This window comes from Brevibacillus formosus (assembly GCF_003013405.1).
In the GTDB taxonomy this organism is placed as follows: Bacteria; Bacillota; Bacilli; order Brevibacillales; family Brevibacillaceae; genus Brevibacillus; species Brevibacillus formosus.
The window spans coordinates 49,359-61,963 of sequence record NZ_PXZL01000017.1; the positions used below are offsets into that span (position 1 = coordinate 49,359).

A 12,605-nucleotide genomic window follows, 5' to 3' on the forward strand; every position below is an offset into this window, starting at 1 on the left:
GTTTTAGGCCTGTTTTTCTTTTGGCATTTGATTGGAAAAATGGGCAACTGACTGAATATTTCTGTAATCAACCAAAATTTGTGTATACTTTCCTCCTCGTCGGGACATGACTAGAAACGAGAGGAGGTTTACCAAGAAATGAATGGAAAGCAGTTCGTAAGTATCGTCGCGCTGTTCATCCTGGTCTTGACGGCCTTCGCAAGCGATGGATACAGCTATAATGTTGTGGGAGACCACGGTGTCTCATCCACTTTTGGAATCAAGGAAACGAAAGAGGGGCAACGTGTCGTCAAAAAACGGACGGTATCTGCCAGTTCTCTTACTCAAGTGATTGATAAAGCGGATGTATTTCACGAGCAATATCCAAAAGTACGTGTAGTAGCGACAGGCTACTATGCGGGATACGAGTCGACGGGCAAAAATCCATCTCACCCCTCCTATGGGATTACCTATTCAGGTGTAAAAGTACGTAGAGACGACTATTCCACGATCGCAGCTGACTTGCGCGTTTTCCCGCTGGGGACCATTTTGTACATTCCCGGTTATGGATATGGCGTTGTAGCTGATAAGGGTGGAGCGATTCGCGGCCATAAGATTGACCTGTATTTCGAGACCAAGCAGGACGTATTCTCGCAATGGGGGAAAAAATCGGTGGATGTGTATATCGTAAAAAAAGGTGAAGGCAAAGTAACGGAAGCTTTTCTGAATAGCTTGAATGAAAAAGGAATCGCAGCCATGGCGGAACCCGTCAGCGGCAAACAACAAACTGAATAGCAAGTAACGAAAACGAATGGATGCCGCATCGGTGGCATGAAAGAAAAAAAGAAAAAACGTTCAAGGCACAAGCTTTGAACGTTTTTTGTGTCAATTTGTATGAATCAAATCAACCAGCTTCTCCAGTCCTTCCAAAATGCGAGGAGAAGGGCGGCAATAGAGGCCTTCTTCCAACAAGTGGACCTGATTGTTTCGAATCGCGGTCATGTTCATCCACTCGGAGCGGTTTGTGATCATGTCAGGCTTGATTCGCTTCAGTTCTATTCCGCACCAGACAACGCAAATATGATCCGGATTGCGTTCCATGACCATTTCCCGCGTTGCTTTGACGTTCGCGACAGGATAGTCTGCAAAAATATTGATGGCACCCGCAATGTCACTAACATCAGTCAACCAGTTTTCCTGACCGGGTGTGTAGATGGGATTCGGCCACCATTCCCAGTACAGTTTGGGGCGTTGAGCGTACGTCGCAGCCTTTTGTCGGATGCTTTCAATGGTTTCGTCAAATTGGACCGCAAGCTGCTCGGCTTGCCTCTGTGTTCCTGTCGCCTCACCGACGAGTCGGATATCATGAGCGATTTCCCCGATCCGGGAAGGGTTCAGGACGATATGAGGAATGTCTCTGTCGCGGAGAGCTTCTATATTATTCTCCATGCCAGGTACAGAGAGCGACGCTACGACGAGATCCGGTTGGAGAGCAGCGACCCGGTCCATATCGATTGTCAAATCGGGTCCAACCCGGGGGAGATGCTGCCACTCCAGCGGCCAATCAGAGTGATCATCCAAACCGACGACATGCTCATGCAGGCCTAAATAATACAGGATTTCGGTATTGCTGGGACAGATGGAAACAATGCGCATGGGAGCCCTCCTTTAAAAAAACGGATGGAGCAATAACGCAATCATGACGCCTAACCAACCGCCGATCAGTACCTCGATTGGTTGATGACCGAGCAATTCTTTCAGTTTTTTCGCTTTTTCCTGGTTAGGTCGTACTTTTAACGATTTCATTCCTTCTAGCAGGTGGTTGAATTCATCGACCAGCTTATTTAAGACAACGGCTTGCATACCGGCATGGCGGCGGACACCTGCGGCATCAAACATCACGATCACACCGAGAATGGCGGAAATAGCGAACATGTTGCTGCCAAAGCCCTCACGCAGTCCCACGGCTGTGGATAGTGCTGTCACGGCAGAAGAGTGAGAACTGGGCATACCGCCTGTACTCATGAGCAGTGACCATTGCCACGTTTTCGTTGCAAAAAAATGGAGGGGAATTTTGATAAATTGGGCGATCCCTATGGCAAGCAGTGCTGCCCATAAGGGGAAGTTTTCAAAAAAATCCGCCACGGAAAATCCATTCCTTTCTACTGTGCGCTTATCTCTAGGATTATTGTAACAGAAGGGCGTTGTCTTAATCCGTGAAGTTTTTGTTTGGATGTAAAGTCACTGCCAATCTGTGTTACCATAAAGATGGAAGGTTCGAAACGGAGGCATGCACCCATGGGGTATCCCGAGCAGTATTTGCAGTTCATTGAAAAATTCAATGATGGAGAATACTACGAATGCCACGATCTGTTGGAAGACATCTGGATGGAAGACAAGTCAAACAAGTTTTTGCAAGGATTGCTGCAATTGTCAGTCGGACTGTACCACCAAGAGTACGGCAATATAAAAGGTGCTCGCTGGATGTTAGGCAATGCACGAAAGTATTTGACTCGTTACCAGCCAGTTCACTGGGGACTGGACGTAACAAGAGTTCTTCGTTACATAGATGAATGCGAGAAATTGTTGCCGGAAAAGGATGTCATTTCTTACACAGAGGCAAAAGCCATGACGTTTCCACCCTTGCGCTTATATGTTGACACATCGTGTTAAACAAATGTGCCCATATTGTATCCTACCACAGAGAAAGAGGGAAGAGTATATGAAAGTAGCAGTAGAAAAACGCAGACAGCTTGTGAATATCGCGTGTGATGAACTGATTGTCCCGCTATGGAAGGGCGAGGAGATTTCGCAAGTATACCCGGAATTGGACGAAGCTTTTGGAGGCAGTCTGAGTGACTTGCAACAGGACAAGGAAGTAACGGGTGAGGCGAAGGAAATTACGGTTGTCCACGGAATGAACAGCGTAGCTGCAAAAAAACTGTTGATCGTCGGGATGGGTGAACCAGGGAAATTTGATTTCGTCGCAGCCCGAAATGCATGGGGACGAGCGGCCAAAACTGTCGTAGGAAAAGGCAACGGCAAAACAGTGGTAATTGATTTGCCAACAACAGAGCATCTGAGTGCCGACCGTCTGGCACAGGCAGTGACGGAAGCCTTTGGCCTTGCCGAATACAATTACGAGGGCTACCGTCAAAAGGCAAAGCGTGAGTTTGACCCAATTGCGACGGTGCAAATTTTGGCAGCAGATGCCGATGCTTCATTGGTACAGGCAGGTGTTGCACGTGGTTCAGCGCTCGTATCCGGGACGAATCTGGCCCGCACGCTCGTCAATGAACCAGCAAACTACTTGACTCCCCGCGCTTTGAAGGATGTGATGGTCGAGGTAGCAAACCGCTATGGCATGACTGTGGAAGTAATGGAAAAAGCAAAGCTGGAAGAGCTGGGGATGGGCGGAGTTCTCTCTGTAGCAAAAGGCAGCGAGCTTGAGCCTTATGTCGTCGTAGTCAAATATCAAGGAAGAGACACGTGGGACGATGTCATCGGCTTGATCGGTAAAGGCGTGACGTTTGATACGGGCGGGATCTCCATCAAGCCAGTAGCAGGCATGGAAGACATGAAGTCGGACATGGGTGGAGCAGCTGCGATGATCGGCGCATTGGAGGCGCTGGGACAGATCAGACCAAAAGTAAACGTACTGGCTGTCGTCGGTACCGTGGAAAACATGCCATCCGGAACGGCATTCCGCCCGGGCGATGTCATCACGACCATGAGCGGCAAAACGGTAGAGATCATTACGACAGACGCAGAAGGTCGTCTCGTGCTGGCTGATTGCATCACCTATGCAAAAGAGCAAGGAGTGTCTTGCCTGGTGGATGCTGCTACCTTGACAGGTGGTATTGTGGTCGCCCTCGGCCATTTCTGCTCTGGCGCCATGACCAACGACAAAGCCCTGCTGGATGAGCTGATGAACGCAGCCGACGTGGCGGGTGAGCGTTTGTGGCAGCTGCCTACCTTCGATGAGTACCGCAGCTTGAACAAGAGCCGTTTTGCCGATTTGAAAAACTCTGGTGGACGTTATGGCCACGGCATCATCGGCGGTGTTTTCCTGCAAGAATTCGTTGGCGACACACCGTGGGTACATCTGGATATCGCGGGTACGGCGTACACAGCAAGTGCCGGCGACATGCAACCAGCTGGCGGAACCGGAGCAATGACGCGCACCATTGTTGAGTTTGTTTCCAGCCGCAGTGAATAAGAAGTAGTTCAATATCTCATTTCAATATAAAAGAGGAGTGTTTTCACATGGCACAAAATCCAAGCAACGAAGCACGTCGTCAACTGCTGGAGGATGCAAAAACGATCGCAGTAGTGGGTCTGTCCAACAAGCCGGACCGCACCAGCTATATGGTATCGCAAGCTATGCAGAACGCGGGCTACAAGATCATCCCGGTCAATCCTGTCATCGCGGGTGAAACGGTTTTGGGTGAAAAAGTGCTTGCCAGCCTGACTGAGATTGATCAGCCAGTAGACATCGTCAACGTGTTTCGCCGCAGCGAAGACATCCCGCCTGTTGCGCAGGAAGCATTGAAAATGCTGAACAAGCCAAAAGTGTTCTGGATGCAACAAGGCATTGCCAACGAAGAAGCTGCTAAATTGGTAGCAGAGCAAGGCATCGAGGTTGTGCAGGACATGTGCATCAAGGTAGATCACTCCCTGCTGCGGGTTGGGAAATAATCGAGAACGCTGATCAGCGAGGGGAGTGGAAACAACATGTTTATCAATCCATCATCAGACACCAAACGCGACCGTATTCCCCCTAATCAGAAGCAGACGACAGGTTTTCCTGTCCTGCACTACGGGGAGGTTCCTGAATATACAGACCTGTCCACCGAGTGGAGCTTTCGTCTTTTCGGTCTCGTCGAAGAGGAAGTAACACTGACCTATGAGCAAATGATGGCTCTGCCAAAAGGCGGTACGACCAACGATATTCACTGCGTCACAGGCTGGAGCAAGCTCGACAATGAATGGGAAGGCATTCCGGTAGAGGAAGTACTGAAGCTGGTAAAGGTGAAGCCGGAAGCGAAGTACGTCATGCTGCACGCTGAGCATGGATGGACGGTGAACATTCCGCTTGTCGACTTCATGAAAAGCGGCAATTTGTTCGCTACGAAGCATAACGGCGAGGATTTGACCCCTGAACACGGCTGGCCGCTGCGCTTTGTCATACCGCATCTCTACTTCTGGAAAAGCGCCAAGTGGGTGCGTGGGATTGAGTTTATGGAGAAAGACAAGCAAGGGTTTTGGGAGAAGAACGGTTATAATATGTATGGCGATCCTTGGAAAGAGCAGAGGTTTGCTTGGGATTGATTGGGAAAAAGAGGCGGTGATTATTCCGCCTCTTTTTTGTTTTAAAGGTTCTTGCTGGATAGATTGTGAATTTAATGCTATCGCGGCTAGATGTTTGGTCCATAACATAATGAAATAAAGAACCATCAACTACTACCCTTTTTACTTCCTTCGTAAACAACTTAATAAAGTTTTCCTCCTCAAATCGGTCAGTCTACCATTTGGGGTATTTTACCATACACATACTTCTGGGAATATGCTCTGAAGTTAGTTAACAGAACACATGATTTGATAATTGAGGGGAGTGAGAGCGGTGAAAGTACCAAGGATTTTGCACTATCCAGGCAGCAAGTGTAGCATGGCTGACTGGATAATCGAACATATTCCAGAACATACCACATATTTGGAACCATGCTTCGGATCCGGAGCGGTATTTTTCAACAAAGAATCATCCGCACTTGAAACGATCAATGACCATTACGGAGATGTGGAAAATTTGTTCAAAGTTATCCGTGATCATCCACAGGATTTTAGCAAACAAGGTTAAATTGACCCCCTATAGTCGAGAAGAATACTACAACTCCTGCCACGTAGAGGAGAGGGGAACGAACTTGAAAGGGCAAGGATGTTTTTTTCGGTGCTGGATGGCGAGGGGTGGAAAAACATCCGACAGAAAGTACCTGATCGGATATTGACGGTAACGGATAGATTGAAAAGGGTACAAATAGAACAACAGCCAGCTCTGCGATTGATTGAACGATATACAAATCCAAGCGTTTTGATTTATGCGGATCCACCGTATTTGTTATCAACAGGGAGCAAACGTCTGTACAAAAATGAGATGACGCATGCTGACCATATTGAATTGCTCGACGCATTAGACGAACATCCGGGACCAGTGATACTAAGTGGTTACGATAATGATTTATACAACATTCGCCTAAAGCATTGACGTAGGGAAGAAAAGAAAGCTTTGGCGGAAATGGGCTGCATCAGAACAGAAGTTATCTGGATCAATCCAATGGCAGATGATCAAGTGGGGCAGCAGACAATCTTTTCGCTGCCCGGCATATAGCGGATAGATCAAAATGCTCAATATGCTAATTAGCTCTTTAAATTATTCGTAGTATTTGGATGCCTCTAGGATTTTAGCGAAAGCTTCCCAAGAAGGGGTATCTGGCGCTAAGTGGGTTTCCAGCCAAGCAGCCATCGATTCGAGATAATGACTTAGTGAGACATTTTCCCAATCTGGATTGTTTTCTAAATCAGCGAGCGATCTTTGAATAAAATCGATTAGATCCTGCTTTGTATATGCATGTCCATCTTTTTGATCGACGTCCAACTAGGTCCTCCTCAAATTGTAACGATGGTTCATTGTTATATAAAAACAGGTTTGAGGGGAAGTAGAAGCAATTTCAGGATGTCCGTTACATTGTAGCTGGATTGTTTATTGACAATTGTTTTACCCTAGGAAATTCAAGTGGGGTGAAGCAAAAAAACACATAATTATCCGGATAATAACCAAAGTCGTGTGTAAAGTGATATGGCAGCTTTTTAACAAAATATTTTAGGTTGAATTGTCTTATCTTTTGACGAAGTTCAGAAGGCAGATACATTGAGTTGGAGACATTAATTTCGATTGGGACATGGAAGGGAGTGTGTTTGAGTTTTTTTCTCCAATACGCAGATACGCTAATCTCAAAACAGATATCTACCAAAAGCTGTTAATGAATCTTTTTTCTTAGCCTCTTATTCATAATTCATCACCATATGTTTCTGCAAAACAGAGAGTTTAGTTGAAGTTTAAATCACATTTTTGAAAGGAACAAGCAATTTAACACAATGTGTAATAAGTAACATTCACTTAGAAAAAGGTGGTTTGTTTGGACCTACATGAAAAGCTGGATAACATAAATCACAAAAATAAACTTCCCAAATAATAAAGGTACTAATTACAACAACAGAAACAGTGATTGCGCTCATAAACGGTAATCGCCCTTTTCGGTAGGTAAAAATAAGCAAACAATACAGGGAGAAAACGATTGTAGCAATTACTAACCAGGAAAAAGCTAGTTTCTTTCCAAGAACCACTAAAACTTGAAATCCATGATGATGCTTTGAAAGTATTACATCTAATGCTGGAACCAGAACAAGTATATATAGAAAAATTCCAACGAGGTAAGGACGTCTCATACTCACATCATCCCAATCGGAGAAATTAGGGTCATATACAAATTATAACGCTTCTGAGCATTAGGAGACATTAGTTAAAGTTAACGAAATAGTTAGGGAGGGAAGCAGAATGAAACACAAGATGACAATCGCGCACGGCAAAACGTTTTATCACTTGGATTACGAGCCCGGCGATACAGTTTTAGTGGGAAAGCTAGGCAGGTGGATCAACCAAGGCGAAGCGAGGAGAAGTGCTTGTAATATTGCCTGCGGGCAGGCGACTCCATCAGTACCTACCCGCCGATACTCCAAGCAGCCAATGCAAAGCCCAAAACGTGTCAGCAATTCCGCGGGCACTGATCGAGGTACCGCGGGGCGGGAAATCAGTTAAGGCAGATTTTTACGCGCCCCATGTAAGCAAGCCGCGCTTTGTATCTGCAAATTAACAAAACGGTAATTATGGTGACTTCTTGTTCTTGAGAAAGTAATAGCAAAGTCCAATAATTCCGTTACAAATGAGCAATCCCAAGACTGCAGGAGCAATTACAGACAACCCAGATTCCATACCAAAGTAAATGCTCCAAACTATTTTTAATAATGCAATTAAGTTAATAACCAAAGCCCCATATTTCCATGATTTTTTCCAAAAGGCATAGGCAAGTGCAAATAGGGATAAAGGCACTAGCAATGTAATAAGGATTTTTGAAATATCCCATTCGCCTACAAGGTAATCTCTCTCCATTTTTAAGAACTCTTGAACAGATGGATCTACAAAGTCTGGTTTTGGAAACCAGAACATACTGGTCGACAGCGCAATTAGAGTAAGAATGATACCTTTTAAGCTTTTTCTATAAGCAAAGTAACAGTAAGGAAGAAGGAATAGTGGGCGAATATACCAATTTAGGAATATTTTGATGTCTCTCAAAAGCCCAAAAGAAAAAATCGTTAAATATTTCTAACATTTAATCACCTCACATGAATGTATTTCCTTATCCACTATAAACGTATGTTGAGAAATTTGGTAACAAAACACACGATTTGTAAAGGTGGGATTTGAAATGGAAAAGCAGGAAGCAATCGACTTAATAAATATGCTTGAAGTGCTGGACTATGAAGCCGATGGAGAAGCATGCTATTACGTGAATGTTGAATTGAACACGAAAACCACAATGTTTTGAAAGCTCTCGGCTATCAAGAAGATTGGATTCGCAGGAACTCATTAGATGGCGAGGAGTTCGACTTAACCAATGTCGTTTGGAATTACGCGCAATGGTGGGATGGAGAGAAGTTTGTTCTTAAGAGGCCCGAATATTAAAGGAATCGGCTTTACAAAACATTACTTGTGAGAAGGAGGAAAGAACACAATGACCTGCGTGATCCACAACGTCGAGACAGGAACTTACCTCAAACACAACGGAAATTTTGAAATAGAGCAATATGGCTACGATGACGTTGAAAAACAAGAGGATGCAGAGCAGTTTTCAAGCTTGCAGCATGCTTTTTATGCAGCTACCTGGTACGCCGATATGTTTGAGAAATGGCGAGTGATTGTTACTCAAACGGGCATTTCTTACGTGAAGGGTGAGACTGGGAAGTTCAGCAGGGAGGTAACGGCATGAAAGCTATAACCATTCACCAGCCGTGGGCGACGCTGATCGCCCTGGGGGAAAAACGATTCGAAACCAGAGTCTGGCCAACTAGGTATCGCGGACCCATTGCGATTCATGCCGCTAAGAAAGTGGACAAGGAGATTTGCCAACAAGAGCCTTTCCGAAGTGTTTTGGATTTGCACGGGTATACAGCAGACAATTTGCCAACGGGGGCGATTGTGGCAACGTGTAGTCTTAATGATTGTCTCCCAATTTCCTTATCGGATGACGGAATCATTGCGTATGGCGGTGAAACTGGACACAAGTGGATAAGGATCGACGGACATGAAAAGCTTTTCGGATGGTTTGAACCAGGTCGGTACGCCTGGGGAATGACGGACGTAAATCGAATCGATCCGGTGCCAGCAAAAGGGCAGCAAGGACTCTGGAATTGGGGAGGGGAACGGGATGCAAGCAGGACGTGAGGTGGATAGAAAAGTAGCAGAAGCGCTTGGTTTGACTGGATACATGCCATGCAATGCGGATGATTGCAAGGCGTGCGATAACAAATTTGTCCGATTTTCCACCACATGGGAAGGCATGGACGTGCTGGTGGAGGAAGCAGCGAAACAAGGGTTTCCTTTCCAAATCGAGACGAGATTCATGGATGGTGGGCTAATTGATTACAGATGTTTGAGCATTGGAGAAGACCGCGATATTGTTCATGGCTTTGGGGATACGGCACCACAAGCCGTATGCCGGGCGTTTCTGAAGGCGAAGGGTATCGTAATTTAACAAAAGAGAAATTGTGAATATACTTTTATTTACAATTAGAGAAGTGATATGGGAGGGGAAAAAGAGAGAGATGAAAGGGTATTTCACATTGCGATAGATGTATCAAATGTGAAAAGTAACGAGGATTTACATTCTTTGCTAAAGAGCTCTTTAAATTTTCCGGATTTTTATGGTATGAATATGTCTGCATTTTGGGATGCCATTACTGGGTTAGTAGAAATGCCAATAAATCTTACTTTCATAGGATGGAATTCATCGCCCCTTGTCCAGTATCTCTCATATTCGTATACACCGATTCTGTCTCAAGTGTGCAGAATTACCTGCTGCACCGCTTCCTATAGCCTGTGACCACAGTAGGCGTAAGGACTGGTTTCGCGGCGGCGGTCCCTGCCGAAAGAGTGGGGCTTTTTATATAGACAAGCACCTGCCATTACCTCAGAATGGAAGTATAGGGGGTGATATTTTGCCAGAAATTTATCTAGGAATTTCGATACCTGATATTGTTGTTAGTTCGAAAACTATTCTTCCAAGTATCGCAGGGGTTATTGTCACAGTGATCCTAGTAAGAAATAGTTTAAATTAAGCACCCACGCGGTGCTTTTTCTTTTGCAAAACAAGATCAATATGATGAGCTTACTAGGCTGACAATTAATTACACAAGCTTACAGTACAGTACGATTCTGTGAGCTAACAAAACTCTTTGATAAAATGGAGACAAGCAAATAAGAAATAAGCCACTCGGAACCCCGGGTGGCTTTTCTGTTTGCTATCTGATCAGAAAATTCGAAAATCAAAGGAGAGAAAATTTATGAAGAAAAAAATTTACTTGGTCTCTTTTAAGGAGAAAACTTTCAAGAGAACGACATTAAAAGAAGTACATGAAAGTAACATGCAAAAGTTAGTTAAACACGGAGCCAAAGTACAAAAAGAACTCAAGAATTTACCTCGTACCTTTATTATCAGTGATCCGGATGAAAGTTTACTTGTTTCGTTAAGAAATGACCCAGACATTCTCGCGGTGGAGGAGAATATTGAAGACCGGCCCTTAATGGCACAAAACCCACCAGAATGGCCATCTGCATTAATTGGCTTACCAGAATTCGTTTCAAGAGGATACACGGGTGCAGGTGTAAAAGTGGGTATTATTGACTCAGGTTTCGCAAATCATGAGGATATTGTATATGCAGGCCGCTATAACGCTTATGCAGCAGTCTATGGATATACAACGCCACCAGAGTCTGACTACCTGGGTCACGGAACATCAGTTGCAGGAATTATTGGCGCACGTAACAATGATAAAGGATATGTGGGAATTGCTCCTGAAGCGTCTCTTTATTGTGCAAAAATTACCCACGAAACTGGAAATGGTTTGGACGTAGCAGCTCAAATCGAAGCGATAGAGTGGTTGGTTAGCCAAGGAGTAAAAATTATTAATTGCAGCTTTGGTGGAATTGTAGATGTGGAAAACCGTAAGATCGCCTTTCGAGATGCGGCATTGTTTCATGATATTCTAATAATTTGTGGTGCCGGTAATGAAGGAAATGTAGGCGGGGCAATGAATGACAATATGATTTATCCAGCAAGATACGATTTTGTATTATCCGTAGGGTGTCTAAAGGCTAATAAAGAACCTGCCGTATATGCAAGTCGTGGTCCTGAATTGGATGTGTCTGCTCCTGGTCATAATGTAATGACAACTATTCCTTCAAGCGCCAATAGAAATGGGATTAATCATTATGATATTTCTAAGGAGTACGGATTATTTCATGGTACTTCTTGTGCAACTCCTCACGTAACAGGACTAGCTGCCTTGTATTGGCAAATGAATCCTTCTTATACGGCTAATCAAATTAAAAATTTGATTTTGTCAAATGTAGAAGAGTTGGGTAAAGATGGTATGGATGTCGTCTTTGGAAAGGGAATGGTTATTTCCCCGTGGACCCCACGAAATGCATATACAGGGAAATTAACGTCTAGCGCTACTACAATCACAGGTTCTCATACTAATAGCAATTTAGTTAATGGTGGTGTAAAACATTTTAAATATGTGGCTCCAATATCCGCCAGATACTTGTTTAAAACAACTAATCAAATGAAAACTAATATTCGTGTTTATGATGAAAGCTATAAATTGCTAGGGTTTAGTCCGTATGGAACAGTGACAGGAGTAACGAATGCAGCTGTATTTCTTGATGCTGGAAAAACAGTTTACATTAGTGTTTCCGGAGAAGATGACTCTCAAACAGGTCCTTTTACATTAGAAGTGTATAACTCATCCCCAACTGTAGTTAAGGAGGATTTTGAAGACGCACAATATGCATTTGACTTCTCAGGCGACTGGGTACGTACCAATTTAGATCGATATGATGGCACATACAGTTTTACCAATAAAGATATTTCCGACGGACAACAATCCAGAGTTAGTTTTAATTTAAATATTCCTTCAACTGTCTCTAGTGCAATTTTGTCTATGGATTATAAAGTTAGCACAGAAAGTAACTACGATTTTTTTGAAATTTTCATTGGGGGAATGAAAGTTCTGAGTGTATCTGGTAACGTTCCTTGGACAAAGTTCGAGACTCCGGTTCAATTCGGACTCCATACAATTACTTTGAGGTATGTAAAAGATGGTAGTGGAAGTAGTGGATCTGATTCAGCTTTTGTCGATAATATTACACTAAAATGGTAACGTGCGAGTTTTATCATGACATTTCAAAGAAAGAGAGCTATATTTGAAATCTGAAATGCACCCCTTAAAGT

At 44.1% G+C, this 12,605-nt stretch carries 18 protein-coding genes; 13 read left to right on the top strand and 5 right to left on the bottom strand.

The features are described 5' to 3' along the window. Positions 1-138: 138 nt before the first annotated feature. A complete protein-coding gene (locus C7R91_RS16890; protein ID WP_047074920.1) occupies positions 139-774 on the top strand; it encodes a 3D domain-containing protein in 636 nt (211 codons plus the stop codon). 90 nt (positions 775-864) lie between these two features. Here the strand turns inward: C7R91_RS16890 and C7R91_RS16895 are convergent, their stop codons facing one another. Next, the gene (locus C7R91_RS16895; RefSeq protein WP_047074922.1) at positions 865-1,635 is read right to left on the bottom strand and encodes a cobalamin-binding protein; all 771 of its coding nucleotides are present in this window, start codon (positions 1,633-1,635) and stop codon (positions 865-867) included. A 12-nt stretch (positions 1,636-1,647) separates the two neighbouring features. Beyond that, positions 1,648-2,124 carry a divergent PAP2 family protein gene (locus C7R91_RS16900; RefSeq protein ID WP_047074924.1) on the bottom strand — a complete coding sequence of 159 codons (477 nt, stop codon included), beginning with the start codon at positions 2,122-2,124 and terminating at the stop codon, positions 1,648-1,650. Positions 2,125-2,277: 153 nt separating this feature from the next. Here C7R91_RS16900 and C7R91_RS16905 point away from each other — a divergent pair, with 153 nt between their 5' ends. From C7R91_RS16905 to C7R91_RS29730, 6 genes are all read left to right on the top strand, one after another. Then, complete coding sequence (locus C7R91_RS16905; RefSeq protein ID WP_047074925.1) at positions 2,278-2,652, top strand: DUF309 domain-containing protein; 375 nt, start codon at positions 2,278-2,280, stop codon at positions 2,650-2,652. A 49-nt stretch (positions 2,653-2,701) separates the two neighbouring features. Next, the gene (locus C7R91_RS16910; RefSeq protein WP_047074926.1) at positions 2,702-4,198 is read left to right on the top strand and encodes a leucyl aminopeptidase; all 1,497 of its coding nucleotides are present in this window, start codon (positions 2,702-2,704) and stop codon (positions 4,196-4,198) included. Between the two features lie 47 nt (positions 4,199-4,245). Continuing rightward, on the top strand, positions 4,246-4,677 hold the full coding sequence (locus tag C7R91_RS16915) for a CoA-binding protein (RefSeq protein ID WP_047074927.1): 432 nt from the start codon (positions 4,246-4,248) through the stop codon (positions 4,675-4,677). A 36-nt stretch (positions 4,678-4,713) separates the two neighbouring features. Further along, a complete protein-coding gene (locus C7R91_RS16920; protein WP_047074928.1) occupies positions 4,714-5,310 on the top strand; it encodes a sulfite oxidase-like oxidoreductase in 597 nt (198 codons plus the stop codon). A gap of 292 nt (positions 5,311-5,602) precedes the next feature. Then, positions 5,603-5,836: a DNA adenine methylase gene (locus C7R91_RS29725; RefSeq protein WP_255322447.1), complete on the top strand. Its 234-nt coding sequence runs from the start codon at positions 5,603-5,605 to the stop codon at positions 5,834-5,836. Positions 5,837-5,926: 90 nt separating this feature from the next. Then, on the top strand, positions 5,927-6,241 hold the full coding sequence (locus C7R91_RS29730) for a DNA adenine methylase (RefSeq protein WP_255322446.1): 315 nt from the start codon (positions 5,927-5,929) through the stop codon (positions 6,239-6,241). A 165-nt stretch (positions 6,242-6,406) separates the two neighbouring features. On the opposite strand, the gene C7R91_RS16930 is transcribed toward C7R91_RS29730, so the two are convergent. Beyond that, entirely contained in the window at positions 6,407-6,631 is a 225-nt protein-coding gene (locus C7R91_RS16930) for a DUF7660 family protein (protein WP_047074929.1), read from the bottom strand. A 518-nt stretch (positions 6,632-7,149) separates the two neighbouring features. Next, positions 7,150-7,482: a hypothetical protein gene (locus tag C7R91_RS29155; protein ID WP_141336871.1), complete on the bottom strand. Its 333-nt coding sequence runs from the start codon at positions 7,480-7,482 to the stop codon at positions 7,150-7,152. A gap of 109 nt (positions 7,483-7,591) precedes the next feature. Between C7R91_RS29155 and C7R91_RS16935 the strand changes: the two genes are divergently transcribed. Further along, on the top strand, positions 7,592-7,852 hold the full coding sequence (locus C7R91_RS16935; RefSeq protein ID WP_047074930.1) for a hypothetical protein: 261 nt from the start codon (positions 7,592-7,594) through the stop codon (positions 7,850-7,852). 66 nt (positions 7,853-7,918) lie between these two features. On the opposite strand, the gene C7R91_RS16940 is transcribed toward C7R91_RS16935, so the two are convergent. Further along, positions 7,919-8,203, bottom strand: coding sequence for a hypothetical protein (locus C7R91_RS16940; protein WP_052773452.1), 285 nt, complete (start codon positions 8,201-8,203; stop codon positions 7,919-7,921). Between the two features lie 622 nt (positions 8,204-8,825). Between C7R91_RS16940 and C7R91_RS16945 the strand changes: the two genes are divergently transcribed. The 5 genes from C7R91_RS16945 to C7R91_RS16965 all read left to right on the top strand — a co-directional run bounded on the left by C7R91_RS16945 (position 8,826) and on the right by C7R91_RS16965 (position 12,534). Beyond that, entirely contained in the window at positions 8,826-9,080 is a 255-nt protein-coding gene (locus C7R91_RS16945) for a hypothetical protein (RefSeq protein WP_047074931.1), read from the top strand. Continuing rightward, a complete protein-coding gene (locus tag C7R91_RS16950) occupies positions 9,077-9,535 on the top strand; it encodes an ASCH domain-containing protein (protein WP_047074933.1) in 459 nt (152 codons plus the stop codon). The genes C7R91_RS16945 and C7R91_RS16950 overlap by 4 nt, the downstream gene beginning before the upstream one ends. Further along, entirely contained in the window at positions 9,519-9,845 is a 327-nt protein-coding gene (locus C7R91_RS16955; protein WP_047074934.1) for a hypothetical protein, read from the top strand. Before C7R91_RS16950 ends, C7R91_RS16955 begins: the two co-directional genes overlap by 17 nt. 48 nt (positions 9,846-9,893) lie before the next feature. Further along, positions 9,894-10,193, top strand: a complete 300-nt coding sequence (locus C7R91_RS16960; RefSeq protein ID WP_083995262.1) for a barstar family protein — start codon at positions 9,894-9,896, stop codon at positions 10,191-10,193. 460 nt (positions 10,194-10,653) lie between these two features. Continuing rightward, positions 10,654-12,534 (top strand): S8 family peptidase, encoded by a 1,881-nt coding sequence (locus tag C7R91_RS16965; protein ID WP_047074936.1) that lies wholly within the window; start codon positions 10,654-10,656, stop codon positions 12,532-12,534. Positions 12,535-12,605: the final 71 nt, after the last annotated feature.